This window comes from Catenuloplanes nepalensis (assembly GCF_030811575.1).
GTDB lineage: Bacteria > Actinomycetota > Actinomycetes > Mycobacteriales > Micromonosporaceae > Catenuloplanes > Catenuloplanes nepalensis.
Genome location: NZ_JAUSRA010000001.1, coordinates 3,244,363 through 3,268,644, shown reverse-complemented (window position 1 = coordinate 3,268,644; position 24,282 = coordinate 3,244,363). Strand labels below are relative to the sequence as shown.

The following is a 24,282-nucleotide window of genomic DNA, read 5'->3' as shown; positions in this document are numbered from 1 at the left end:
GCCTGAGAAGCCTACGGCTTGGGCGCATTGATCTTGTTGATCAGTTTGCCGCCACGGATGCCGCCGTAGTAGTCGATGAGTCCCTGTTCAGCCGCGTGGATGTCGGCGGCAGAGAGGCCCTCCATCTCGATCCAGTCCAGCTCCTGGACGTCCTTCTGCTTGTAGCCGGCGCCCTTGACGGCGTGTTTGTCGTCGGAGAACGCGCGGTGGATGCGCCGGTGAATGGTGTTCTTCTCGGTGGCCGATCCGACGTAGATTCGGCCGTCCTTCATCTTGATGATGTAGAGGCCCTGAGTCTCCGGGATATCCATTCGGCCGTTCGGCGAGTGGTTGCCGAACGAGCGGCAGGCGGAGTTGTGGACCAGGACCGAGCGCTCGCCGGCCACCACGAAGTACGTGTGCGGGCCGTCGACGGTAAGGTTGTGAACCCGAGCGTTCTCGGTCCGCTGGGCGACCGCGGTGACCTGTGCGTACGTCCCGGCGGCGGTGCGCAGCAGGTCTGTCGGCCGGAGGTCCTTCGCGTCCCGCCACTCCCCCGGATCGGCGACCCAGAAGGGGTGCCCGTCGGTCGCGGTCACCACCGAGTCGGCCGTCCCGTCACCGTCGGAGTCGATCGACACGTCGACCAGCGCCTTCTCACCGTCGCCGGTGATCGTGCCGGTCACCGTCCGGCCAGTGGCCGTGCCGGTCGTGGCGTCGGCGGCGAGCACCCGGTCGCCGACCTTGACGTCCGCGATCCGCCGGGCCGTGCCGTCGGCCATCCGCACCAGTGTGTCCGGTGTGAAGCTGTTCGTCAGGCTGCTGCCGTAGCAGTCGCCCGAGCCTCCCGGCCGGGACGTGGTCGGCTTGGTGCCCATCGTGTCGGTCAGTGCGGTCGGGTGGTTGAAGACGTATGCGTACGGGTTCGTATCCCCGGACGCGAGCCCGATCGGGTCCTCGCTGATGAACCGTTGCAGGACCGGGCTGTAGTACCGCGACCGGTAGTAGTAGAGCCCGGTGCCGTCGTCCTCCCGTCCGGTGAACCGGTACGGGTTCCCGCCGTCGTCACCGGTGACCGTGGTGTCGCCGAACGGCTCGTAGGCGTACGACGCACCGGTGCCGCCGCCGTCGACCAGGCCCAGTGTGCTGCCCAGCGCGTCGGTGAGGTACCGCCGGGTGACTCCGCCGGACTCGCGGGTGAGGAACCCGTCCACGCCGGAACTGGTCATCGTCGCGGTGACGGCGCCACCGGCCTTCTCCTGGAGCGGGTTCTGCCCGTCGTAGAGATACCCGGTGGTGGCGCCGTTGACGGTGCGGCTCTGCCGGCGGCCGTCCGGCGTATAGCCGAACTGCGCCGTCAGGCCCGCGCGGGACAGACCGGACAGCTCGCCCCGGGCGTTCCACGTATACGTCGTGGTGCCGTCCGAGGTCAGGTTGCCGTCGGCGTCGTAGGTGACCGCCGTACCACCGATCGTTTCGATCCGGTCGGCCTCGTCGTACGTGGCCGGCCCGAATGCCTCCGGCAGCTGGGTGCGCGAGTACATGCCGGTGGTCCGGACCGATTGCCCGGATGCGTCGTAGTCGTAGGCCAGATCGCCCAGGACTGTGCTCCCGTTGCGGTAGGTGATCGTCTTGACCAGCCCGGCCGCGTCGTAGGTGTACGTCTGGCCGATGCCCGTCCCCGGCGCCCCGACCCGCTCGGCCCGGCCGACCGTGTCGCGGGTGACCGTGGTGACGGTGGTGCCGTTGCGCTGCACCTCGGCCAGTTCGCCGTTCGCGTCGTAGACGTGCCGGATCGTCGGCGAGCCCGCCACAGTGGTGGTCCGGTCCCGCACGGTGGCGCCGTAGGCGTAGGCGACCGTGCCCTGCGGCCCGGTCTCTCCGGTGACCCGGTCGAAGTCGTCGTAGTCCACCGTGGTGACGCCGGAGACCGAGTCCTCGGTCCGCCGGAGCCGGTCACCCGCGTCGTAGGTGTACCCGATGGTGGACTCGCTACCGACCCGGGTGGTGATCCGCCGGTCCAGATCGTCGTAGTCGTGCCCGGTCACGATGCCGCGCCGGCTGGTGTGCGTGCTCAGGTTCCCGTTGAGGTCGTAGTCGAACCGTTCGACCGCGCCGGCCGGGTCGGTGACGGTCTCCACCAGATCCATCGAGTCGTATCCGAAGGTGGTGGTGTGCTGACGGGCGTCCGTCACCGTCTTCTGGTTGCCGTTCGGGTCGTAGTCGAACGAGATCGTCCGGCCGAGCGCGTCGGTGAGGGTCCGTACCTGGTTCCCGGCGTCGTAAGTGGTCTCCGTGCGTGCACCGCGCCCGTCGGTGACCGTGATCTGCCGGCCGAGCGAGTCGAACGCGCTGGTCCGGACCCGGCCCGCCTCGTCGGTCACCGTGATCGGGTCAGCGCCGCTGAAGGCGGTGATCCGCTTCTTCCCGGCCGGGTCGGTCACCTCGGTGATCTGGCCCGCGCCGTTGACGGTGAACGACGTCTTGCGGTTCGCCGGGTCGGTGATGCTCTTGACCGCGCCGCGCGGGTCGAGCTCGTAGACGGTCGGCTTGCCGTAGACGTCGGTGTACTTCGTCAGCTCGGCGTGCGGCCCGGTGAACTCGTACAGCTCGGTGCGCGCCTGTGTGGTCCCGTCCAGCAGCTTGATGTGGCTGATCTGGCCGGCCGCGTTGTACGTGTACCCGGTGCGCCGGTTGAGCGAGTCGATGACCGCGGACGCCCGGACGCCGTCGGCGCCGTACTCCTTCGTGGTGGTCTGGGCGAGCGCGGTGCCGTACCCGATGGTGTCGGTGAGCACTGAGCCCTTGTCGTTGAACGTGAAGCGCCGGACCTTCCCGCGGGCGTTCGTCATCCGCGTCTCGGTGATCACGCCGTTGACGTCGACGTAGTCGAACGTGGTCAGGCCCCCGTCGGCCGCCTTCTGCGTCTTCACCCGGCCTGCGGCGTCAAACGTGTTCACCAGGAACGTCGTGCCGCGTGGGTCCTTGATCGACTCCAGCAGCCCGGCGGTGGTCCAGGTGTACTCGGTGACGCCGCCGGTGACGCCGGTGACCGTCCGCAGATGGTTCGTGGTGTCGTAGGCGTAGCGGACCGTGCGGCCGGCGTTGTCCTCGATCGAGGTGACCTTGGGGGGATTGCCCTGGTCGTAGCCGAACTTGACCCACCGTCCGTTCGGCGACGTGATCTGGGTGATCGCGCCGTTCTGCCGGACCTTGCCGTCGGTGCCCGGCGCGGACGTGGCACGGGTGATGGTGGTGGTGTTGCCGAACTTGTCGCGGATCTCCTGGATGGGCGCCTCGTCGCCGAGCACGTAGACGGTGCCGTCGCGCAGCTCCACATCCCAGCCGTCGCCGTTCCACCGGACCACGGACCCGGCGTACCGCGTCGGCGTCGGATCCGCGGCGAACACGGCGCCGGCGTAGTCGTTGCCGGGCGAGGTGCGGGTGTAGTGCACCTTGCTGCCGTCCGGCTGGACCAGGTCGAACTGCTGGAAGTCGAAGCTGCCGATCTGGCCCGGTGACCAGGGGAACATGCCGTAGTCGAAGTTCGTGCCGACGCCGAATGTCCGGGTGTCCGTGTCGCCCTGCTGGTACGTGCGCTTGATCTCGATCGGCACGACGTCGTTGATCGTCAGGTCGACCGTCTCGTCGACCAGCAGGCCGGTGGCCGGGTCGACCGGGTCAGCGACGCGGGTGCCGTTCGGTTTCGGCGCGAGGCGGGCCGGGTTGAGGCCGGGGACCGCGGTCATGGCGCCGGTCAGGCGGTAGAAGCGGACGTCGTCGTCCGGGATGATCTGCTTGCCGTCCGGGGAGACGCGGCCCAGGCCGTAGATGTGCCAGCCCTGGCCGTCCGGGTCGTAGTTCCAGAAGTGGGTGCGGGTGCCGGGCGGCTCGTGCGTGTAGTTCGGGTAGATGATCTTCGCGCCCTCGGGGAACAGGACTCCCCCGCCGGGCTGGACCGTGAAGTAGACCGGGACCTTCGTCGGCGGCAGCGGGAACGGTGAGCGGTCGACCGGGATCGGCGTGAGGCTGACCTGGTCGGTGACGTTGCCGTCCGCGTCGCGGATGACGGTGCCGGCCGGGATGCGCACCTCGAGGCCGGGGATCGCCTTCGTGGTGAGCACGACCTCCTTCGCGGTCGGGCTCTTCACCGTGACCGTGTTCGCCGCGTCCAGCTTCGGCAGGAACACGGTGTACGGCAGAACGAGCACCTCGCCGCGCGCGACCTCCACGCCGATGTCGAACACGCCGTGCTGGCCGGTGCCGCGGCCGTCCACGCGCATCGACAGGTGGCCGCCGGGCACGCCGGTGAGCGCGAAGAAGCCGTCGGCGTCCGTGGTGACCTTCCGGCCGGCCGCGCCGACCGTGACGCCCTTGAGCGGGCGGTCGTTGACGTCGAGCACGCGGCCGGCGACGCCGGTGACGCCGACCGGGAACTGCAGCGCGCGCTCCCGGGTCGGTGCCGCCTCACGCCCGGTGGACCAGTCCTCGCCGCCGAGGTTGCGCGCGCCCGGCGTCCAGCCCGGGCTCTCGCAGCCGGGCAGCGGCGCGGTCTCACCCTGCCGCGGATCCTCGCCGCGCACGCCACCCTGCTCGGGTGCGGGCGCGGAGAGTCCGGTTATCGTCTCGGCCGGGGTGGCACAGGCCGGTGCGGCCGCGGGTGTCTCGGAAGCGTTCCGGGACTGCGACTGCGCCGCGGCCGCGGACGCTCGGCGGCGCAGCGTGATCTGCCCGTCGCCCGGCAGCCCGCCCGGCGTGTTGGTCGCGAAGTCGAACACGAACGTGTGCGTGCCGGTGGCCCGGATGGTGGGCAGTGAGGTGATCCGGCGGGTGATCGCGGTGCGCGTCAGCAGCGCGGTGCCGGCCGGCTCGTAGATCGACTGGTAGCTCAGGTAAGTCCAGAGCGATCCGGCGACCTCCAGCTCCAGCAGGTCACCCGCGGTCGCGTCGAACGTGACCCGGCCGTTCTGCGCCGGCTTCGGGAACGAGATCGTCTTCGCCGGCGCGCCGATCGTGATCGCGCCGTTGTCGTGCTCGCCGTAGAGCTGCATGCCGACGCTGCCGCTGGCCTGCTGGTACGGCGTCAGCTCGATGGTGTAGACGCCGGCGACGTTCAGTGCGGGGATGTCCCGGCCGTTGCGGAAGTCCAGCGCGAACTGGCTGTCCAGCACGGTCTTGTCCGGCCGGAGGATGCGGCTGTTCATCCACTGGACGTCGCCCTGGGTGGAGAACGCCAGCCGCTGGCCGACCGCGCCGGTGAACGTGGCGGTCACCTTCTGGCCGGGCAGCAGCGCGCCGGGCGCCAGCGCGGGACCGTCGATCGTGAGCGTGCCCAGGTTGCGTGGCTCGGCCGCGATCACCCCGACCGTACCCGTGCCGGGGCTCTCCGGGTCGACCTGGATGCGGTAGCGCCCGGTGTCCGGCAGCGACGCGATGTCGAAGTTGCGGCCGAGGTTGAGCAGGCTGCCGTTCGGCCGGTAGATGCGCAGGTAGACCTCGCCCGGCAGGTTCCTGTCCGCGGTCGTCATCCACAGCGGGCGGCCGGCGACGCCGTCGTAGTCGAGCCAGGCGTCGCGGCCCGGCCGGTCGATCGTGACCGTCTTCTTCGTGCTCGGCGCGATCAGGCCGGCCTCGTTCGGCGAGGAGAGCCAGGCCTTGACCGAGCCGACCGCGAGCCAGCCGGTGACGAAGATGGAGTGCTCGCCGGTCTGGGTAAGCACCGGGATGTCACGCGTCTCGGCATATCCGGCGCGCAGCTCGACCTGGGTGCCGTTCGGCTGCGTCATGATCGTGGACGGGTACTGCGGGCGGTCGTTGGCCTGCAGTGTGTTCTCCGAGAAGCCGAGCTGCAGCCGCTGCCCGGTGGTGCCGGTGAACGGCAGCCGCACGGACTGGCCGGGCCGGGTGATGTTCGCGGTGGCGGTGGCGCCGTTGATGCCGAGCGTGCCGCCGTCGACCACCTTGGACAGCCACACCCGGCCGAAGCCGAGCTGGTTCGCGCCCCAGGTCAGCGACAGTTTCCAGGTGCCGGAGACGGTGGGCTTGAAGATCATGGTCGGCGTGTACTGGGTGAGCGGCGACGACCAGGAGTAGTACGTCCCGTCCGGCGCGGTCGCGCGCACCACGAGCGTGTTCGCCGGCTCGCTGATGTCGGTCATGCCGAGGCTGAGCCACTGGTTCGCGGTCGCCTGGAACGGCAGCTCCACGGCCTGCTGCGCGACCGTGACCTGGAACGGGACGCCGGATCCGTCCGCGGTGAGCGCGTTGCCGGTCAGCGTGTTCGACGCGGTGATCCGCACCTGGCCTGCCGCGTCGTCGTTCGGCTTGATCACCATCGCGTACGTACCGGTGGCGGTCAGCTTCGGCAGGTCCTGGCTGAGCGTGTTGCCGGCCCACAGGTCCAGCGGGTCGCCGAGCGTGCCGCGGGCGAAGTTGCCGCCGTGCGGCGTGAACAGCCACAGAGCCGACCGCACGGGTACGGTGTTGCCCTCGAACCGCAGGTTCAGCGACTCACCGGCGACGCCGTCGATCAGGACCAAGGACTGCTTTCCCGCGGGTACGGTGACCGTGATCGCGGGCTGGCCCGCCTTGAGCCGCCCGCCGTAGACCAGGTTGTTCATCACGAAGCCGCGCGGGGCGACCAGGAAGTCGGCCGCGCTGGTCGCGGTGCCGCCCGGCGTGCGCACGGTGACCCGCCCGGAGGACGCGGCCGCCGGGACGCGCACGGTCAGGCTCGTCGCGGACGCGGTCTGCACCTGCGCGACCGTGCGGTGGAACATCACCACGTTGCGCGTGGCGGCGGGGTCGAAACCCGTACCCGTGATGGTGATCAGGTCGTTGCGGTTGCCACGGTCCGTGGAGAGCGCGGTGATCGTGGGCGCGGGTGTGCCGGTCTCGACCTTGAAGGGGCGCTCGGCCCGCGCGGTCTTGCCGTTCGCCGTGACCTGGACGACGCCGGCGGTCGCGCCGGCCGGGATCGTGACGGTCAGCCGGTTGGCAGTGGCGGCCGTGACCGTGGCCGCGACCCCGTCCACGGTGACCTGGTTGCCGGCCGCGGTGGACGCGAAGCCGACGCCGCTGACCTCGACCGGGGTGCCGGTCGGGCCGCGCGCCGGGACCAGCGCGAACACGCTGAGGTCGCCGGCCGCGAGACGCGTGGTCTCCAGCAGGTTGCCGGCGTCGTCGTAGCGGTACGCCGCGGCGCCAGTGGCCGGGTCGGACACGCCGGCGAGTTGGCCGGCGGCGTCGTAGAAGTAGTCGCGGGGGCCGGCCGGCTCAGCCTGCGCCGCGGCGGGGCGCTCGACCGGCGGGTCGTCCGGGATGGCCGAGGCGGGTGCGCCGGCCGGCAGGAACGTGACCGCGAGGACGGCCGTGACGGCCGCCGCGAGCAGGCGTGAGGGCGCGCGGAAGCGCCGCGGTATGAGCATGTGATCCCCCGTAGATCAGACGCATAGGCGTCAATGCCAACCGCTTCCCGGCATCGACCGCAGTCACCGTACACGGTTCTCGGCGCGTGATGTGCGGGCTTTCATCACACCATGCTCAAAGTGGAGCGTGGACCGCTGCGCAGCTGCCGAAACGCCTGTCGTGTCGGGTTCAAGACGCAACATTGCAGCCATGGTTTCCGGTCTATGCTTCGCCCATGCTCTCCACCACCACTCGCCGGATCGGCGTGGCGGCCGCCGCGCTGTTGCTCGTCGCCGCGCTCGGTATCGGCTGGTTCATGTCCACAGGGGACGGTGGCGCGGCCGAGCGGGATCGCGTCGTCGAGCGGATCCGGTCGGATCAGCGCATGGCGACCGCGCCGGACCCGGTCGTCGACTGCGTGGCCGACTGGTACATGACGTCCGCGACGCCGGAGCAGCGCCGGGCCTTCGTCGACGGCGGCACCCCGGTCACCGACCCGGCCGCCGAGGCCGACCCAGCCCTGCTCGCCTGCCTGAAACTGGCCACCTGACGCGGAAGGCGGGCCGGGGAGTCCCGGCCCGCCTTCGTCGCGATCGGCTCATCGCCGCGTGCCGGCCGGAAGTGTCCACAGTGACCACCGCGCCGCAACAACCGCTGACAGCGGCCTACCGGTGGCGGAGGGGCAGCACCGGGCCGAGCGCGGCCCGGGCGGTGTGGTGCAGGCGCCCGCCGGTCCGCTCGTACACGGAGGGCAGGTGGATCGTCTCATCGCCGACGAACACGGCGCCGTCGGTGCTCAGCATCGCAACGGGCTCGCCGGCCCGCAGCAGCGCCCAGCAGCGCTGCGCCGGATGACGCAGGCCGGCCACCGGCGCGGCGTCGCGCACGTGGCGGGCGGCCGCGGGGAACGCGTCGACGAACCCGCGGAGCCGGACGCCGCTCCCGGCCGTGTCCAGCGCCTCGTTCCGCACGTCCCACTCGCCGCTGTCGAGCCGGAAGTGCGCCACGGTCACCGCCAGCACCCTGTAGGTCAGGGAGTTCGCCACGACCGGCGGCGCCTTCGGCGGGTATTGCAGGCCCGCGGCGCTGCGCAGGCCGGCGAGGAGCGCCATCGCGTCGTCGCCGCCGAACAGCCGGTCGAGCGGGAACGGCCGGAACGGCGCCCCGTCCGGCACCCGCACGTCGCCGAGCCGGTCGACCTCCACGACGTCCACGCCGTCCCGCGAGAGCGTGAGGCAGTCGTGGACCCCACTGCCGGGGTGCGTCTCCGTCACGAGGAGTCCGGGATTCTGCCCGACCAGGCCGCTCACCATGATCCACGAGTCCACTGTGTTCGAACGTTTCTCTTGCACCGCGCCATGATAGGCGGGACCGGCCGCCCACGTGCTCCCCGCAGCACGTGGGCGGAGTGCTGTCAGAGGCCCAGGTTCGTCCAGGCGACCGGGTTGGCGTACTCGTCGATCGCGGCGATCCGGCCGTCGCGGAACGTGAGGCGGTAGACGTACCTGTTGCGGTACGGCGCGCCGGTCCTCGCCACCATGTCACCGTCCGCGTGCAGGTGGACGAAGCGGGCGTCGTCGGAGACCGACCACTGCTGGTTCACGAACTTGATCTGCGGCAGGTTCGCCATCGCGCCCTGCATGTATGCGAGGACGCCGTCGGCGCCGGTGAAGGTGTAGAACGGCTCCGGTGAGCCGTCGGCCGACAGCGGCAGGACGAGCGTCGCGTCGTCGGTGAGCAGCTCGCGCAGCCCGGCCGCGTCCCCGGCCGACCAGCGCTCGAAGAGCAGCTTCGCGGTGTCCAGTACGGTCATGATGATCAGCCTTTCGGTAGGTCGCCGGCGAACAGGCCGGACGGGTCGATGTCATGCCGCACCCGGTCGACCTGGACCGACGCGTCGATGATCGGGCGCAGCAGCAGTGATCCGGTCAGCCGCGCGGCCCGGCCGAGCGCGTGACCGGTGGTGTGCACGCGCAGCGGCCGGCCGGCCCGGCGGGCGGCGGTGACCGCGTCGATCACGTCGCCGGCCGTGCGGGCGGTGAACGCGCCGGCCGGGTCGACCGGCGCCGCGAGCTGGAACGCGGCGCCGGCCTCGGCGTACTCCAGGGTGCCGGGAGCGTGGAACGGGGTCATGACCGTGTGGTCAGGTCGTCGCGGTGGGCCGCCAGGAAGTCGGCCAGGGTGTGCCAGCCCGGGTGCATCGCCCGGACGGTGGCGGGGTCGCGGCGGCCGAGGTAGGACTCCGGGAACTCGGCGTAGTACTGGAACATGTTGCCGAGTTCGTCCGCGCCCGGGAAGCCGAAGCCGCGCAGCTGGTCGTGGGTCGGCGGCCGGTAGGCGACCGGCTCGCCGAGCACGGTGCCGAACGCGTCCGCGATCTCCTCGCCGGTCAGGTGCTCGGTGGCCACGGGGACGGTCGTGCCGATCGTCTCGGCCGGCTGCTGGAGCACGCGGACCACGATCGCGCCGAGGTCGTCCATGGAGACGCCGGCGACCGCGGTGTCGCCCATCGCCAGGTGCAGCGCGAGCGTGCCGTCCGGGTCGCGCTGCGGCGCGAGGTCGCCGAGCAGGTTCTCCCAGTAGAAGGACATCAGCAGGTACGTGACGGGGAGGCCGGACTTCGCGAACAGCGCGTCGGCCGTGCCGCCCTTCACGTCGAAGTGCGGCACCCGGTATCCGCCGTCGAGCATCGGCATGCGGTCGTCGCCGGCCGGGATGGCCTCGCGGGTGTCCTCGAGCGTCGACCACAGCACGTGCTGCAGGCCGGCCGCCTGGGCGGCGGCGATCAGGTTCGCCACCTCGGCGAGTTCACGCTCGGGCGAGCGGTGCTCCCAGTACGGGGTGACCAGGAACGCGCCGTACGCCCCGTCGAACGCGGCGCGCAGCGTGGCCTCGTCGTCGAGCGTCGCCTCGGTCACCTCGGCGCCGAGCGCGGCAAGCGCCCGGGCTTTCGGCGAGGTGGCGTCGCGGGTGACGGCGCGCACCGCGAACCCGCCGTCGGCGAGCAGCGCGCGGGCGACGCCGCCGCCCTGCGCACCGGTCGCGCCGAGCACCGTGATCAGTTTCTTGCCGGACATGGTGGTCTCCTGTCGTACCGTGCGGATGCTTTGGATTTGAAGCACGTAGGATGTGTGGGTGAGTGACGCGACGCCCGGCCTGACCCCGGAGGAGCTCGGCGCGTACTTCGCGCTGGTGGAGGTCAGCAACGTCCTGCAGTACGCGGTGGACGCCCACCTGCGCGCCGAGGGCGACCTCAGCTACCTGCAGTTCCAGATCCTGGCGCGACTGACGGACACGACCGGCGGCCGGCTGCGGATGACCGACCTGGCCGACGGGCTGGTGCACAGCCGCAGCGGCCTGACCTACCAGGCCGGGCTGCTGGACGCGCGCGGCCTGATCACCCGCTCACCGTCGCCGGACGACGAGCGCAGCGTGCTGGTGACCGTCACCGACGCGGGCCGGGCACTGGTCGCCCGCGTACTGCCCGGTCACGTCGCCGACGTCCGGCGCCTGCTCTTCGACCCGATGGCCGAGGGCGACCTGGCAGCGCTCAGCGAGGTGCTCGGCCGGGTGCGGCAGCACATGCGGGCCACGCCGCCCCGGTCCGCCAAGCCCCGCGCCAAGGGCCGCCGCAAGAGCTGATCAGCGCCCGGTGATCGGGGCGCCCCCATGTCGCCGGAGCGGCATCGGGGACGCCTGGATCACGGATTCCGGGCCGGCGAACGCCCGTGGGCGACGCGTCAGGAGACGACGATGACGGTCTTGCCGGAGACCGCGCCGGGCTCCGCGTGCACCGAGGGCAGCTCGGACAGCGGCACCCGGCGGGCCACCTCGACGCGCAGCTCACCGGCGTCGACCCGGGTGGCCAGGCCGGCCAGCTGCGCCGCGTCGCCGGTGACGAAGAGGTTGATGCCGCGGACGCCGCGGGCCTCGTCGGACGGGGCCGGCATCCAGACCGTGGTGTTGACCAGCACGCCGCCGTCGCGGATCAGCGGGACCAGCGCGGCCAGCGCCTCGGGCGCGACCGGCGCGAGGTTGAGCACGACGTCGACCGGCTCGGTCACGCCGCTCGCGTCCTGGTCGAGCACCTCGTCCGCACCGGCGGCCTCGACCCGGGCGGCGCTGCGCGGGCCGGCGACGCCGATCACGTACGCACCGGCGCTCTTGGCCAGCTGTACCGCGTAGTCGCCGACCGCGCCGCCCGCGCCGTTGATCAGCACGCGCTGGCCGGCGGTCAGCTTCGCGTGCTCGAAGAGCGCCTGCCACGCGGTGAGGGCGACGACCGGCAGCGCGGCCGCGTCGGCGAGCGGGATGCTGGTGGGCGCGGCGGCCAGGATGCCGGCCGGGGCGAGCACGTACTCCGCGGACGCGCCGACGGCGGCCAGCCCGAGGAAGCCGAACACCCGGTCGCCGACCGCGAGGCCGTCCACGCCGGCGCCGAGCGCGTCGACCGTGCCGGCGACGTCCGAGCCCGGCGTGTGCGGCAGCGCCACCGGGATCGGGCCCTGCATGTAGCCGGCGCGGATGTTGGCGTCGACGCCGTTGAACGACGTCCCGGCGACCTTGATCCGGACCTCGCCGGCGCCGGGGACCGGCTGCTCGACGTCCTCGTACCGCAGGACGGTCGCGTCGCCGTACTCGTGGAATCGCATCGCCTTCATGGTCTTGACCTGCTCTCATGTTTTTGCTTCGATTTCGAAGCTGTTTGGAACCGTAGCATGCTTCAGATTCGAAGCGGTATGGATGCGAGTGTGACGCCCGCGACGTCTACTCGCCGACGGCGGCCAGCAGCCGCAGCTTCTCCTGGCTCGGTGAGCCGGGCACGGCCGTGAAGACCAGCAACCGGTGCGACTGGACCGGATCGAGGATGCGGGTGCAGTACAGCTCCAGCTCGCCGAGCTGGGGGTGCAGCAGCCGCCGGAGGCCGTGGTGCCGCACCACGTCCGCCTCGTGCCGCCGCCAGATCTCCGCGAACTCCGGGCTGTCCGCCAGCAGCGCCGCGACGATCTCACCGGCCGGGCCGCCCGGGTCGGTGCCGTGCACCGCACGCAGCCGCGCGGTGAGGTCCCTCCCGTGCGGCGGGCGGTCCTCGGCCGGATGCAGGTCCCGAACCACCGGGTCGGTGAACCAGCGGTAGACCAGGTAGCGCGACAGGCCGGTGAACCGCGTCCAGTCACCGATCAGCGCCACCGCCGGCCGGGTCTGCAGCAGCACCACGCCCAGCCGGGTGAAGAGCACCGCGGGCACGTCCGACAGATCGTCCACGATGCGCATCATCACCGGGCTGGGGTGGTCGTCGCGGATCCGCTGCGGGAACCCGGCCAGACGGTAGAGGTGGTCCCGCTCGCTCAGGCTGAGCCGCAGCGCGCGGGCGAGCCCGCCGAGGACCGGCTCCGACGGCACCGACCCGCGCTGCTGCTCGATGCGGTTGTAGTAGTCCACGGAGATCCCGGCGAGCGCCGCGACCTCCTCCCGGCGCAGCCCGCCGGTCCGCCGCCGCGACCCGCGGGGCAGCCCGACCTCCTCCGGCCGCAACGCCTCCCGGCGCGCCCGGAGAAACCCGGCCAGCCGTGCCCGATCCGTCATCGTCCACCTCCCCGTCCTCGACGAGATCAATGGTGGCCGGGCGCGATCACCGGTTGAAGGCCGACATCATCCAGGGAGAGGTCATCCCCGGATAGCGCTCATGTCGATCAGCCGCTGCAGCTTCTCCTGGCTGGGCGAGCCGGGCACGGCCGTGAAGACCATCAGGTACTGGTCCTTGTCCAGATCCACCAGCGGCTGGGCGTACAGCTCCAGCTCGCCCAGCTCGGCGTGCCGGTACCGCTTGAGGTCGTGATGGTGGGTCACGTCCACCTCGTGCCGCCCCCACACCTCGGCGAACTCCTCGCTGACCGCGAGCAGCGCCTCGACGATCTCACCGGGCACGCCGTCCGGGTCCTTCCGGTACTCCACCCGCAGATCCGCGGTGAACACCCGGCCGCGCTTGTCGCGGTCCTCGGGCGGGTAGAGCTCGCGCGGGGCCGGATCGGTGAAGTAGCGGTACACCAGGTAGCGGGACAGGCCGGTGAACCGGGTGTAGTCGCCGAGCAGCGCGACCGCGGGCGGGGTCTGCACCAGCACCTCGCCGAGGTTCGTCCACACCATCGCGGGCACGTCGGACAGGCTGTCGACGATCCGCGCCATGATCGGGCTGATCCGGTCGTCCCGGGTCCGGGACGGCGCCGGGTGCCCGCCGAGGCCGAAGAGGTGGTCGCGCTCGCTCAGGCTGAGCCGCAGCGCCTGGGCGAGCGCGGCGAGCATCTGCTCCGACGGCAACGAGCCGCGCTGCTGCTCGATCCGGTTGTAGTAGTCGGCCGACATCCCGGCGAGCGCGGCGACCTCCTCCCGGCGCAGGCCGCCGGCCCGGCGCCGGGGTCCGCGAGGCAGCCCGACGTCCTCCGGTTGCAGCGCCTCCCGGCGCGTCCGGAGGAAGTCGGCGAGCTGTGCCCGGTTCATCTGTGCGGCCTCCCGTGGTGCGACCGTTCCAGCCTGACCCGGAACGATCAACGGGTAAAGACCGTACCCGGGGTGGATTACGCGACCGGCATGAGCGGCGCCGCCCCGAACGAGACGGAGAAGCGGACGCACCAGATGGTGACGCTGTCCAGGGCGTCCAGGTCGGTGCCGGCCGGGATCGGGTAGGTCTGGTCGCCCCGGTTGCCCTTCAGCGAGCCGAGTTCGGCGTGGTCGCCGTCGTCGAAGACGTACCAGCCGGCGGTGCCGGGCTTCACCACCTGATCGGAGAGCCAGACCCGCAGGTCGGGGCCGTCGGAGGTGTCCAGGCCGGCGATCTCCAGCGTGTGCGAGCCGTCCGGGTGCCGCACGACGCGCGCGCTGCCCTCGGTGGCGTGCTCGTGGCTGATGAACGTGCCCTCGCGAACGACGACGGGCCCGGGCCCTCTCGATGACGCGGCCGGTCCCGGCGACGCGGCCAGTCCCGGTGTCATCACGACCGCGAGCTGATCGTCGACCTCGCGGTCGGTGACGATCTTCCACGGCTGGAACCAGTAGAGGCCGGCCGCGACGACGAGCGCCAGGCTCAGTGCCACGGCCCAGGCGAACGGTGCGCGGAGAAGTCGCTTCAGCATGTCCGTCAGTAGACCGCGGACCGGCCCGCACAGACCCTTACCGTTCGGTGACGGCGGCCGGCAGGCGCACCTCGAACCGGCAGCCGCCACCGGCGTTACGCACGCCGACCCGCCCGCCGTGCGCCTCGACCAGGCCTCGGACGATCGCCAGCCCGAGACCGCCACCCGCGTGCTCCGGGTCCGGCGTGCGCGCCCGTTCGCCGCGGAACGCCACGTCGAAGACGCGGGTCAGGTCCGGCTCCGGGATGCCGCCGCAGGTGTCGGAGACCGCGAGCCACACGTCCGCGTCGTCCAGGCCCGCCTCGACGCGGACCGTACCGTCGGCCGGCGTGTACCGCACCGAGTTGATCAACAGGTTGCTGATCACGCGCGCCAGCTCGCGCTCCGAGGCGCGCACCACCGGCCAGCCCGCCTCCGGCGCGTCCAGCGTGATCCCGCGGCTCGCGGCCAGCGGCGCCACCCCGGCGAGCGCGTCCGAGACCACATCCCGCAGCGGTACGGACGTGACCGCCAGCCGCAGCGCGCCCGCGTTGATCCGGGACAGCTCGAACAGGTCGTCGACCAGCCGCGTCATCCGGTCGGCCTCGACCCGGATCCGGCGGTGGTACTCCGCGGCCGTGGCCGGATCGCCGACCACGCCGTCCTCCAGCGCCTCGGCCATCGCGCGCAGCCCGGCCAGCGGCGTGCGCAGGTCGTGCGAGACCCACGCGACCAGCTCCCGGCGGCCGGCCTCCAGGCGACGTTCGCGGTCGCGGGCCGCGCGCGCCCAGACCGCGGCCGCGGCCAGACGGCGCCCGAACAGGCCGCCGACGAGCAGGCTGACCAGAGCGGACGCGCCGACCGTGACCAGCACGACGCGCAGGTCGTGGCCGGAGAGGAACATCGCGTACGCGACCGTGACCACGCCGGCGACCACGGCGAGCACGGTGACGGCCAGCAGCAGCACGATGTGCACCAGGATCGACCGGCCGCGCAGCAGGCGCAGGGCCAGCGCTCCCCCGGCGCCGACGACGCCGCCGGCCAGCAACGCGTACCCCCCGATGAGCAGCAGGTCGGTCATCCGCTGGCCGTCTCGTAGCGGTAGCCGACGCCCCAGACCGTCTGGATCCGGCGCGGCTCGGCCGGATCGTCCTCGATCTTCTCCCGCAGCCGGCGCACGTGCACGGTCACGGTCGACTGGTCGCCGAACTGCCAGCCCCACACCCGGCTCAGCAGATCGGTCCGGGACCAGGCCCGGCCCGGGCTGCCCAGCAGGAACGCCAGCAGGTCGAACTCGCGCACGGTCAGCGCCAGCGGCGCCCCGCCGCGGGTCACGATCCGGCGCGCGGTGTCGACGACGAGGTCACCGTCGGCGAGCACGGCCGGCCCGCTCACCGCGCCGGCCGAGCCGCCGGTCCGGCGCAGCACCGACCGGATGCGCAGCACCAGCTCGCGCGGCGAGAACGGCTTGGTCACGTAGTCGTCCGCGCCGACCTCCAGGCCGAGCACCCGGTCGGCCTCCTCGCCGAGCGCGGTCAGCATCACGACCGGCAGGTCCGGCAGCTCCCGCCGCAGCCGCCGGCAGACCTCGAGACCGTCGACCCCCGGCATCATCAGGTCGAGCACCACGAGATCGGGCCGCTCCGCCGCGACCGCGGCCAGCCCGGCCGCGCCGTCACCGGCGAGGCGCACCTCGCACCCGTCCTGCTCCAGGTAGCGCCGCACGACGTCGCTGACGATCGGATCGTCGTCGACGACCAGCACCCGATATCCCATCCGGCCCACGCTACCCAGCCCGGCCCGCGCCGGACCTTTCGGATTCCTTACGCCCTCGCAGCCGATGTGGCCGGTCGCCGCGTCCGCCGTTGTGCGGCCGGGTGATGTTCGGCCGATAGCGGTCACTCGATGTCCGCTACCCGGGGCAACCTGGCATGCATGAACCTCGACCGCTCGGGATCTCGCATCGACCACCTCAACGTCGCCGTGCCGGACCTCACCGCCGCCGTGGCCTTCTACGAGCCGGTGCTGGCCGCCATCGGGATCACCAGGATGCTCCAGATCCCGCCGAACGCCACGCCGAACCAGCCGACCGCGATGACCGGCTTCGGGCTGGCCGGCGTGAAGCCGTACTTCTGGCTGATCGACGGCGGCACCGTCGGCACGAACATGCACCTGGCCTTCACCGTCGACACCCGGGAGGCCGTGGACGTCTTCCACCGCGCCGCGCTCGAGGCCGGCGCCACCCCGCTGCTGGAGCCCGCGATCCACCCCGAGTACCACGACGACTACTACGGCGCGTTCGTCCTGGACCCGCACGGCATCAACCTCGAAGCGGTCTGCCACCGCGCCTGAGGCACCGGCCGCACGTGGGCGGTGCCGCCGCCGGATCTCCGGCGCCGGCACCGCTCAGGTCAGCGGGACGGATGTTGCCGGGGCGTATGCGATTCCGCGATATCCGCTGGACGCGGCGGCGTCCGGGCTTGTAGCGTGCGGCTGATCGTGACACTGCCCGAGGAGGTGAGACCCATGAACGCCGTATCGATCTGGGTGCTCCCCCTTCCCGTCACGGCCGAGCGACAGTCGTAGGTGTCGCCGGGAGCGCCGACTCCCGAAGGGCACCATCTTGTTCGACGTGATCATCGCCGGGTGCGGGCCGACCGGCGCCATGCTCGCCGCCGAGCTGCGGCTGCACGACGTGCGCGTGCTCGTGCTGGAGCGGGACACCGAGCCCGCGTCCGCTGTCCGGATCGTCGGGCTGCACGTACGCAGCCTGGAACTGATGGCGATGCGCGGGCTGCTGGACCGTCTGGTCGCGCGCGGCCGGAAGCGCCCGGCGCGCGGCTTCTTCGCCGCCATCGACGCGCCGGTGCCGGACGGATTCGACTCGCCGAACTCCTATCTGCTGGGCATTCGGCAGCCGGCCGTGGTCGAGGTGCTCGAGGAGCACGCGATCGGGCTGGGTGCGGAGGTCCGGCGCGGGTGCGCGGTGACCGGTCTGGCGCAGGACGACGACGGCGTGACCGTGCGGCTGGCCGGCGGGGAACGGCTGCGAACGCGTTACCTGGTGGGGTGCGACGGTGCACGCAGCGCGGTGCGCGGGCTGCTCGGCGTGGGATTTCCCGGCGAACCCTCGCGCAACGACACGCTGATGGGCGAGATGTCGGCGGGTGTACCGGTGGAGGCCGTCACCGCCCGGGTCGCCGAGGTGCGCGCGACCGACCGGCGGCTCGACCTCCGGCCATCCGGCGACGGCGTCTATCGCGTGGTGGTCCCCGCCCCTGGAACCGCTGCCCCTGGAACCGCTGCCCCTGGAACCGCTGCTCCTGGAACCGCTGCTTCTTCAGCCGATGGTGCCTCCGGCCGATCGGAGCCACCCACGATCGAGGACTTCCGGCGGGCCCTGCACGCGATCGCGGGCACCGACTTCGGCGTGCACTCGCCGCGCTGGCTGTCCCGGTTCGGCGACGCCACCCGGCTGGCCGACACCTACCGGGCCGGGCGCGTGCTGCTGGCCGGCGACGCGGCCCACATCCACCCGCCGATCGGCGGGCAGGGCCTCAACCTGGGCATCCAGGACGCGGTCAACCTCGGCTGGAAGCTCGCCGGCCAGGTCCGCGGCTGGGCACCGCCGGAGCTGCTCGACAGCTATCAGGCCGAGCGCCGCCCGGTCGCGGCGGACGTCCTGGACAACACACGTGCGCAGACCGCTCTGGCACCCGACGGCCCGCTGCGTCGCCTGCTCACCGAGCTGATCGGCATCCCGGAGGTGAACCGGCACCTGATGGAGAAGATCACCGCGATCGGCGTCCGGTACGACCTCGGTCCCGGCCCGGACCTGCTCGGCCGCCGCATGCCCGACGTCGACGTGCGCACCGGCCGCCTCTACGACCTGCTGCGCCACGGCCGCGGCCTCCTGCTGGACCGCACCGGGCACCTCAGCACCGGCGGCCGGCACGACCGCGTCGGCCTGCTCAGGGACCCGGACGCGGCGCTCGACGTCCCGGCCGTGCTGCTCCGCCCGGACGGCCACGTGGCCTGGATCGGCGACGAGCAGCGCGACCTCGACGACCACCTCGCCCGCTGGTTCTCTTGACAGAACGCCGATATCGACCGACGTTGTAACACCACCGACCCCTGTGGAGACACCATGCGTCTTACCGCTCTCCGGCGCGGCGCCATCGTCGCCGCCCTCGCGCTCGCCGCGGGCCTGCTCACGGCCGCACCCGCGTCCGCGGCCGTGTCCGGCCCGGTCATCGACCAGAACTTCGCCGACCCGGACGTGATGAAATTCGGCCGCACCTACTACGCCTACGCCACCAACAGCGACGGCCGCAACATCAAGTGGGCCACCTCCACCGACCTGGTCACCTGGACCGTGCAGCCCGGCGACGCGCTGCCGACGCTCGGTGCCTGGGTCGACCCGGACTGGTCGTTCCCGCCCGGCGGGTCCGGCGACCGCGGCGTCTGGGCGCCGGAGGTGTTCCAGGCCGGGCCACGCAGCTTCGTCATGTGGTACACGGCGCACGACCGCGCGTCCGGCAAGCAGTGCATCGGCGCGGCCACCGCGACCGCACCGGGCGGGCCGTTCGTGCCGCAGGCCACCGCGCTGGTCTGCACGCCGGAGATCGGCGGCGCGATCGACGCGTCCTCGTTCACCGAGAACGGGCGCCGCTACATCCTGTGGAAGAACGACGGCAACTGCTGCGCGCAGGACACCTGGCTGCGCCTGCAGCAGGTCAGCGCGGACGGGCTGCGCCGCACCGGCACCGAGACCCCACTGATCAAACAGAACAAACCGTTCGAGGGTACGTTGGTCGAGGCGCCCACGCTGTGGAAGCGCGACGGGACGTACGTGCTGTTCTACTCCGCGAACTTCTTCGGCAACGGCAGCTACGTGAGCTCCTACGCGACCTCGGCCGGCCTGCGCGGGCCGTACACCAAGGCGGCCGTACCGCTGATGACCACGGACGCGTTCGCCGGTGCGGTGCGCGGGCCCGGCGGGCAGGACGTGGTGACCGGGCCGGACGGCAGGGACCGGATCGTCTTCCACGGCTGGAACGCGGACTTCAGCTACCGGGCGATGTACTCGCAGCGGCTCGACTGGCAGGGCAGCCGGCCGATCGTCGACGACGCGAAGGTGCGCTACGAGGCCGAGGACGCCGACTTCGCCCGCGCCAACGCGCGGTACGCGGCCGGCGGCGCCAGCAACGGCGTCGTGGTCGGCGGGATCGACTTCGCGGACAGCCGGGTCACGTTCACCGTGCACGTGCCCCGCGCGGGGACGTACCGGCTGTACACCCGGTTCGCGAACGGGTCCGACGCGGGTGCGGCGAGCCACAGCCTGGCCGTGAACGGCGTCGCGGCTCAGACCGTCGACTATCCGTTCACCGGCTGGGACAACTGGCAGGTCAGCGAGCGGGACGTGACGCTGCGGGCGGGTGACAACACCATCTCGTACGGCAAGGGCGCCAACTTCGCGGAGATCGACGCGATCGACGTCGCCTGACCCTCTCGTCGGCGCCGGGCCTCACCGCGGCCGGGATTCGTCCCGGCCGCGGCTCAGCCCGGAGCCGCCGCCCGGCGCGGGGCCGCCACTCAGCGCGGGGCCGCCACTCAGCGCGGGGCCGCCACTCAGCGCGGGGCCGCCACTCAGCGCGGGGCCGCCACTCAGCGCGGGGCCGCCACTCGGTGCGGGAGGTTCCGGTCGCGCAGCAGGTTGCGCAGACCCAGCATCAGCAGTGGGTAGACGAAGTAGCCGTAGCGGGTCGACGGGGCGAGCGTGAAGATCAGCGACCAGATCACGGTCATCTGCAGCACGGCCGTGGGCAGGTCCCGCGCGGGACGCCGCCACAGGTAGGCGCAGACCGCCGCCATCACCACGGCCAGCAGGCCGATCATCAGCAGCTTGCCGGCGGAGCCGTCCGCCGCGACCACCTGGCCGGGCATCGGGCTGGCCGCGGTGGTCTGCTGCGACGTCAGCCGCAGCGGGAACATCACCATGTTGTGCACCAGATCCCGGGAATCGGCCGGCATCGCCGGCGCGGTCAGCACGGCGGAGCCCAGCGCGGCCAGCACGCCTGACCCGGTGAACATGAGCACCGGCCGCCACCCACCACGCACCAGCAACAGCGGGATCAGCACGAGCACGGCCGGCAACGCGGTCGCCTTCATCGCACACGCCACCCCCAGCGCCACGCCGGCCGGCACCAGATCCCTGCCATCAAGGCTTCCGGAGCGCGCACCCGCGCCCCTCGGGTATGCGCCCGAGCCCTCCGGACGCGCGCCCGCGGCCTGCGGCTCCGCATCCGTGCTCTCCGGGTGCGTGCCGCGGACCAGCAGCGCGACGCCCAGCACCAGCAGGCCCAGCACGGGCAGGTCGGTGCTGCCCATGACCACGGGGAGCGCCAGCACGGGCGAGGCGAAGGCCGCCGCCAGCGTCCACACCGGCCGGTCCGCCCGCACGAGCCGCAGCGCCGCATACCCCAGCAGTACCGCGCTGAGCACCAGCCAGGTGCGCGGGTTGCCCGCCCAGCCGTCCAGACCCAGCGCGTGCGGCAGGCCGAAGATCGTCAGCGGCGGGCCGTAGGGATTCAGCGACTCCGGCCCGGTCAGCTGATCCATCGGCAGGTACGGGCTGCCGTGCTCGACCAGCAGCCGCCCGGCCCGGCTGATGACCCGCAGCGGCCCCAGCCCGGCCGGCGACATGTCCCGGCCGCCGGTCACCATCCACACCAGCGGCGCCACGACCGCACCGGCCAGCGCGACGCCCGTGGCCACGGTCCGCGCCGCCGGTCGCCGCCACAGCACCGTGACCAGCGCGGCCAGCACATAGGCTCCGGCGGCCCACCGCCCCCACGCCGCCTGCACCTCCTGCCCGGCAAACACACCGATCCCACCGGCGAACACGGCCGCGGCCACATATCCAGCCGTCCGCCACGCCACCGGCCGGTCGCGCCGGAACCCGTCCAAACCGCGCAACGGTCGGAGGATGGCGACCGGCCGCACCGCCGCCGGCGGTCGAGTAGCCGCCTCCGTCCGGGTGGCCGCCGCCGTCCGCGTCGTCTCCGGCCCGGCCCCGGCGGAGGACGGCCGCGGCGCGCCTGATGGCCGACCCGCGTGCCGGCTCGGAGAAGGATTCACGTCGAGATCATGGCGGCCCGGCCACGACCGGCGCATCGGCCAGGAGCCATATCCCCGCGCCGGCCCCGCTACGACTTTCGGCTGAGGCCCGCGCCCCGGCCGCCACCGATCCATGCGTCCCCGACGCCGTCAGAACGACTTCGGGGGCGCATGGATCACCGGAGAGCCGCCGGTCGGTGACCCGGCCAGGTCTCCGCCAGCGGGGCGGATCGTCGCATCAGCGGGCCTGGGCCGGCCTCAGCGTGTGTTTCAGCGTCCGCTTGCTCTGGGCGATCTTCGGCGGCTGCGGGCGGTCCCGGCCCGGCGTGGCGGCGTGGCGCCCGCCGATCATCTCCAGGTCGCGGACGGTCCACTCGAACGCCTCGACGTCGCCGATCAGTGCGGACGCGCGGGCCCGCTCGATCAGCTCCTCGATCCGCGCCCACGTGTCGTCACCGGCCGTCCACGCGTCGGTGCCGTCGAGCGCGCCGAGGAACCGGTCGACGAGGTCTGCCGGGAGAGCACCCGGCCCGAACGCTTCGGACATGCCGCGATCCTAACCGGCACCGGCACCGCTGCCGACCCGCCGGCCTACCCGAGCTCGGCCGACATGTCCTGGGTGCCGATGACCCGCAACAGTTCCAGGGCGCGGTAGACCGGTGAGCCGGGCTCCGCGGTGAACAGGACGACCTGCTGGTCGCGGTCGGGCATGGTGAGGATCTCGAAGTCCAGTTCCAGCCGGCCGACCTCCGGGTGCTCGACGATCTGCCGGCTGCGGTGCTCGATGCGCAGTTCCTGGTCGTGCCACAGCCGGGCGAACTCGGGGCTGCCGGCCAGCAGGTCGCGGATCAGCTCGTGGATCTCGGCGTGCCGCGGGTAGCGGGCCGCGGCGATGCGCAGGTAGCTGACCGCGGTCCCGGCGAACCGGGGTGTGTCGTCCATGCCGTACCCGCGGCGGGCCGGGTCCGGGTGCAGGAAGTAGCGGCGCACGAAGTTGCGGTTGCCGGCGCCGAGCGCGGAGAAGTCCTCGAACAGCGCGGCCGCGAGCGGGTTCCAGGCGAGGACCTGGCAGGCGCCGTTCATCACCACGACGCCGGCGTCGCCCATCCGGTCGATCAGGCGCAGCGTGCCCGCGGGCACGTCCTCGTCCGGCCCGTCGACGGTCTCGGTCTCGGCCTGACCGCCGAGCCGGAACAGGTGGGTGCGTTCCTGGCCGGTCAGCCGCAGCGCGCGGGCGATGCCGTTGAGCACGGCCCGGGACGGGTGCCGGCCGCGACCCTGTTCGAGGCGGCTGTAGTGGTCGACGGAGATCTACGCCAGCTGGGCGACCTCCTCCCGCCGCAGGCCGGGTGTGCGCCGCCGGGTGTGCACCGGCAGGCCGACATCCCGCGGTGTGATCCGCTCCCGGCGACTGCGCAGAAACGTCGCCAACCCCTGCCTGTCCATGATCCGAGGGTACGGCCGCCAGGCGCGCCCACCCACGTACCACCGGTCCCTGGCTGTGGTTCCGTGGCGGGCGAACAGTGGCGGCATGAGCGAATCAGTGCTGGTCACCGGCGGGTCCGGGTTCATGGCGGGATACATCGTGCGGGAGTTGCTGGGGCGGGGCTTCCGGGTCCGGGCCACGGTCCGGAGTCTGGCCCGCGCCGACACGGTGCGGGAGAGGGTCGCGACGCCGGGTGAGCTGACGTTCGCCGCCGCCGACCTGCTGCACGACGACGGCTGGGACGCCGCGGCCGACGGCATGGACTACGTCGTGCACACCGCGGCGCCGATGCCGGTCGGCGAGTTCCGCGGCCAGGACCTGCTGGCCCCGGCCCGGGACGGCACCCGCCGGGTGCTGCGGGCGGCGCACCGCGCGGGCGTCCGGCGGGTGGTCATGACGTCCTCCACCGCCACCGCGATCCCGGCCGACCCGGGCGCGCCCGCGGACGAGAGCACCTGGAGCGACCTGCCGGACCTGCCGCGGTACGCCTACCCACGCGCGAAGACCCTGGCCGAGCGGGACGCGTGGAATCTGGTCCGGTCCTGGACCGGCGGGCCCGAGTTCGTCGCCGTGCTGCCCGCGAACATCCAGGGCCCGGCGCTCGACGACGACCTGTCCCCGTCCACCTCGCTGATCCGGATGATGCTCACCGGGCGGATGCCGATGCTGCCGCGGACGGGCTACTCCATCGTCGACGTGCGCGACCTCGCGGTGCTGCACGCCGAGGCGATGACCTCGCCCGACGCGGCCGGGCAGCGGTTCATCGCGGCCGGGGAGTTCCTGTGGTTCCGGGAGATGGCCGCGCTGCTGCGCGACCGGTTCGGCGACCGCGCCGCGAAGGTGCCCCGGCGGGAGCTGCCGGACTGGGTGGTCCGGGCCGGTGCGCGGTTCAACGCGGAGATGGATCAGCTGGCGCCCAGCCTCGGCGTGCGCACCCGGCTCAGCGCCGCACACGCGGAACGGGTGCTCGGCTGGAAGGCCCGGCCGGCCGCCGACTCCCTGACCGACGCCGCAGCCAGCCTGTTCGACCTCGGACTCGCCTGACCGGGATGGAAGTTGCATGTCCCGGACCGACCGTTCGTACCCGATGGGCGGCTTTGTGGTTGTGGATGTCCGCCGTCCGGATGACCGCAGCGTTCCCACCTGGGCGATGACCCGGAACGCCTGACTTGTCGGCGGATG

Annotated in this window: 21 protein-coding genes; 6 read left to right on the top strand and 15 right to left on the bottom strand. The window is 72.4% G+C overall.

Annotated features, from left to right (window positions below; genetic code table 11):
• Positions 1 to 11: 11 nt before the first annotated feature.
• Complete coding sequence (locus tag J2S43_RS13875) at positions 12 to 7,406, bottom strand: RHS repeat-associated core domain-containing protein (protein ID WP_306829427.1); 7,395 nt, start codon at positions 7,404 to 7,406, stop codon at positions 12 to 14.
• A 215-nt stretch (positions 7,407 to 7,621) separates the two neighbouring features.
• On the opposite strand from J2S43_RS13875, the gene J2S43_RS13870 reads away from it, so the two are divergent.
• Positions 7,622 to 7,936 carry a hypothetical protein gene (locus tag J2S43_RS13870; RefSeq protein WP_306829426.1) on the top strand — a complete coding sequence of 105 codons (315 nt, stop codon included), beginning with the start codon at positions 7,622 to 7,624 and terminating at the stop codon, positions 7,934 to 7,936.
• 115 nt (positions 7,937 to 8,051) lie between these two features.
• Here J2S43_RS13870 and J2S43_RS13865 read toward each other — a convergent pair whose 3' ends face one another.
• The 4 genes from J2S43_RS13865 to J2S43_RS13850 all read right to left on the bottom strand — a co-directional run bounded on the left by J2S43_RS13865 (position 8,052) and on the right by J2S43_RS13850 (position 10,463).
• On the bottom strand, positions 8,052 to 8,738 hold the full coding sequence (locus J2S43_RS13865; RefSeq protein WP_306829425.1) for a TY-Chap2 family putative peptide chaperone: 687 nt from the start codon (positions 8,736 to 8,738) through the stop codon (positions 8,052 to 8,054).
• A gap of 62 nt (positions 8,739 to 8,800) precedes the next feature.
• Positions 8,801 to 9,199: a nuclear transport factor 2 family protein gene (locus J2S43_RS13860; RefSeq protein WP_306829423.1), complete on the bottom strand. Its 399-nt coding sequence runs from the start codon at positions 9,197 to 9,199 to the stop codon at positions 8,801 to 8,803.
• A gap of 5 nt (positions 9,200 to 9,204) precedes the next feature.
• Positions 9,205 to 9,519 carry a hypothetical protein gene (locus J2S43_RS13855; protein WP_306829422.1) on the bottom strand — a complete coding sequence of 105 codons (315 nt, stop codon included), beginning with the start codon at positions 9,517 to 9,519 and terminating at the stop codon, positions 9,205 to 9,207.
• The gene (locus J2S43_RS13850; RefSeq protein ID WP_306829420.1) at positions 9,516 to 10,463 is read right to left on the bottom strand and encodes an NmrA/HSCARG family protein; all 948 of its coding nucleotides are present in this window, start codon (positions 10,461 to 10,463) and stop codon (positions 9,516 to 9,518) included. The genes J2S43_RS13855 and J2S43_RS13850 overlap by 4 nt, the downstream gene beginning before the upstream one ends.
• 58 nt (positions 10,464 to 10,521) lie before the next feature.
• Between J2S43_RS13850 and J2S43_RS13845 the strand changes: the two genes are divergently transcribed.
• Positions 10,522 to 11,028, top strand: coding sequence for a MarR family winged helix-turn-helix transcriptional regulator (locus J2S43_RS13845; protein ID WP_306829419.1), 507 nt, complete (start codon positions 10,522 to 10,524; stop codon positions 11,026 to 11,028).
• Between the two features lie 98 nt (positions 11,029 to 11,126).
• Here J2S43_RS13845 and J2S43_RS13840 read toward each other — a convergent pair whose 3' ends face one another.
• From J2S43_RS13840 to J2S43_RS13815, 6 genes are all read right to left on the bottom strand, one after another.
• Positions 11,127 to 12,038, bottom strand: coding sequence for an NADP-dependent oxidoreductase (locus J2S43_RS13840; RefSeq protein ID WP_306829418.1), 912 nt, complete (start codon positions 12,036 to 12,038; stop codon positions 11,127 to 11,129).
• 115 nt (positions 12,039 to 12,153) lie between these two features.
• Positions 12,154 to 12,972: a helix-turn-helix transcriptional regulator gene (locus J2S43_RS13835; RefSeq protein WP_306829417.1), complete on the bottom strand. Its 819-nt coding sequence runs from the start codon at positions 12,970 to 12,972 to the stop codon at positions 12,154 to 12,156.
• Between the two features lie 81 nt (positions 12,973 to 13,053).
• Positions 13,054 to 13,884 (bottom strand): helix-turn-helix transcriptional regulator, encoded by an 831-nt coding sequence (locus tag J2S43_RS13830; RefSeq protein WP_306829416.1) that lies wholly within the window; start codon positions 13,882 to 13,884, stop codon positions 13,054 to 13,056.
• 77 nt (positions 13,885 to 13,961) lie between these two features.
• On the bottom strand, positions 13,962 to 14,516 hold the full coding sequence (locus tag J2S43_RS13825) for a DM13 domain-containing protein (protein WP_306829415.1): 555 nt from the start codon (positions 14,514 to 14,516) through the stop codon (positions 13,962 to 13,964).
• A 37-nt stretch (positions 14,517 to 14,553) separates the two neighbouring features.
• The gene (locus J2S43_RS13820) at positions 14,554 to 15,576 is read right to left on the bottom strand and encodes a sensor histidine kinase (RefSeq protein WP_306829414.1); all 1,023 of its coding nucleotides are present in this window, start codon (positions 15,574 to 15,576) and stop codon (positions 14,554 to 14,556) included.
• Complete coding sequence (locus J2S43_RS13815) at positions 15,573 to 16,271, bottom strand: response regulator transcription factor (protein ID WP_306829413.1); 699 nt, start codon at positions 16,269 to 16,271, stop codon at positions 15,573 to 15,575. The genes J2S43_RS13820 and J2S43_RS13815 overlap by 4 nt, the downstream gene beginning before the upstream one ends.
• Positions 16,272 to 16,430: 159 nt before the next feature.
• Between J2S43_RS13815 and J2S43_RS13810 the strand changes: the two genes are divergently transcribed.
• The 3 genes from J2S43_RS13810 (at position 16,431) to J2S43_RS13800 (ending at position 20,001) form a co-directional block, all read left to right on the top strand.
• Positions 16,431 to 16,847, top strand: coding sequence for a VOC family protein (locus tag J2S43_RS13810; protein WP_306829412.1), 417 nt, complete (start codon positions 16,431 to 16,433; stop codon positions 16,845 to 16,847).
• A 271-nt stretch (positions 16,848 to 17,118) separates the two neighbouring features.
• Complete coding sequence (locus J2S43_RS13805; protein ID WP_306829411.1) at positions 17,119 to 18,588, top strand: FAD-dependent monooxygenase; 1,470 nt, start codon at positions 17,119 to 17,121, stop codon at positions 18,586 to 18,588.
• Between the two features lie 54 nt (positions 18,589 to 18,642).
• Positions 18,643 to 20,001 carry a family 43 glycosylhydrolase gene (locus J2S43_RS13800; protein WP_306829410.1) on the top strand — a complete coding sequence of 453 codons (1,359 nt, stop codon included), beginning with the start codon at positions 18,643 to 18,645 and terminating at the stop codon, positions 19,999 to 20,001.
• 161 nt (positions 20,002 to 20,162) lie between these two features.
• On the opposite strand, the gene J2S43_RS13795 is transcribed toward J2S43_RS13800, so the two are convergent.
• From J2S43_RS13795 to J2S43_RS13780, 4 genes are all read right to left on the bottom strand, one after another.
• Positions 20,163 to 21,473, bottom strand: coding sequence for a glycosyltransferase 87 family protein (locus J2S43_RS13795; RefSeq protein WP_306829409.1), 1,311 nt, complete (start codon positions 21,471 to 21,473; stop codon positions 20,163 to 20,165).
• 379 nt (positions 21,474 to 21,852) lie between these two features.
• Complete coding sequence (locus tag J2S43_RS13790; protein WP_306829408.1) at positions 21,853 to 22,161, bottom strand: CATRA system-associated protein; 309 nt, start codon at positions 22,159 to 22,161, stop codon at positions 21,853 to 21,855.
• Positions 22,162 to 22,205: 44 nt separating this feature from the next.
• Positions 22,206 to 22,925: a helix-turn-helix transcriptional regulator gene (locus J2S43_RS13785; protein WP_306839272.1), complete on the bottom strand. Its 720-nt coding sequence runs from the start codon at positions 22,923 to 22,925 to the stop codon at positions 22,206 to 22,208.
• Positions 22,926 to 23,060: a hypothetical protein gene (locus J2S43_RS13780; protein ID WP_306829407.1), complete on the bottom strand. Its 135-nt coding sequence runs from the start codon at positions 23,058 to 23,060 to the stop codon at positions 22,926 to 22,928.
• An 85-nt stretch (positions 23,061 to 23,145) separates the two neighbouring features.
• Here J2S43_RS13780 and J2S43_RS13775 point away from each other — a divergent pair, with 85 nt between their 5' ends.
• Positions 23,146 to 24,144 carry an NAD-dependent epimerase/dehydratase family protein gene (locus J2S43_RS13775; protein ID WP_306829406.1) on the top strand — a complete coding sequence of 333 codons (999 nt, stop codon included), beginning with the start codon at positions 23,146 to 23,148 and terminating at the stop codon, positions 24,142 to 24,144.
• Positions 24,145 to 24,282: the final 138 nt, after the last annotated feature.

What these genes read in the sequence shown, in the direction of transcription:
- J2S43_RS13875 (WP_306829427.1), bottom strand. Translation starts at nt 7,406, where the DNA reads ATGCTCATACCGCGGCGCTTCCGCGCGCCCTCACGCCTGCTCGCGGCG.
- J2S43_RS13870 (WP_306829426.1), top strand. Translation starts at nt 7,622, where the DNA reads ATGCTCTCCACCACCACTCGCCGGATCGGCGTGGCGGCCGCCGCGCTG.
- J2S43_RS13860 (WP_306829423.1), bottom strand. Translation starts at nt 9,199, where the DNA reads ATGACCGTACTGGACACCGCGAAGCTGCTCTTCGAGCGCTGGTCGGCC.
- J2S43_RS13855 (WP_306829422.1), bottom strand. Translation starts at nt 9,519, where the DNA reads ATGACCCCGTTCCACGCTCCCGGCACCCTGGAGTACGCCGAGGCCGGC.
- J2S43_RS13850 (WP_306829420.1), bottom strand. Translation starts at nt 10,463, where the DNA reads ATGTCCGGCAAGAAACTGATCACGGTGCTCGGCGCGACCGGTGCGCAG.
- J2S43_RS13840 (WP_306829418.1), bottom strand. Translation starts at nt 12,038, where the DNA reads ATGCGATTCCACGAGTACGGCGACGCGACCGTCCTGCGGTACGAGGAC.
- J2S43_RS13835 (WP_306829417.1), bottom strand. Translation starts at nt 12,972, where the DNA reads ATGACGGATCGGGCACGGCTGGCCGGGTTTCTCCGGGCGCGCCGGGAG.
- J2S43_RS13830 (WP_306829416.1), bottom strand. Translation starts at nt 13,884, where the DNA reads ATGAACCGGGCACAGCTCGCCGACTTCCTCCGGACGCGCCGGGAGGCG.
- J2S43_RS13825 (WP_306829415.1), bottom strand. Translation starts at nt 14,516, where the DNA reads ATGCTGAAGCGACTTCTCCGCGCACCGTTCGCCTGGGCCGTGGCACTG.
- J2S43_RS13820 (WP_306829414.1), bottom strand. Translation starts at nt 15,576, where the DNA reads ATGACCGACCTGCTGCTCATCGGGGGGTACGCGTTGCTGGCCGGCGGC.
- J2S43_RS13815 (WP_306829413.1), bottom strand. Translation starts at nt 16,271, where the DNA reads ATGGGATATCGGGTGCTGGTCGTCGACGACGATCCGATCGTCAGCGAC.
- J2S43_RS13810 (WP_306829412.1), top strand. Translation starts at nt 16,431, where the DNA reads ATGAACCTCGACCGCTCGGGATCTCGCATCGACCACCTCAACGTCGCC.
- J2S43_RS13800 (WP_306829410.1), top strand. Translation starts at nt 18,643, where the DNA reads ATGCGTCTTACCGCTCTCCGGCGCGGCGCCATCGTCGCCGCCCTCGCG.
- J2S43_RS13790 (WP_306829408.1), bottom strand. Translation starts at nt 22,161, where the DNA reads ATGTCCGAAGCGTTCGGGCCGGGTGCTCTCCCGGCAGACCTCGTCGAC.
- J2S43_RS13780 (WP_306829407.1), bottom strand. Translation starts at nt 23,060, where the DNA reads ATGGACAGGCAGGGGTTGGCGACGTTTCTGCGCAGTCGCCGGGAGCGG.
- J2S43_RS13775 (WP_306829406.1), top strand. Translation starts at nt 23,146, where the DNA reads ATGAGCGAATCAGTGCTGGTCACCGGCGGGTCCGGGTTCATGGCGGGA.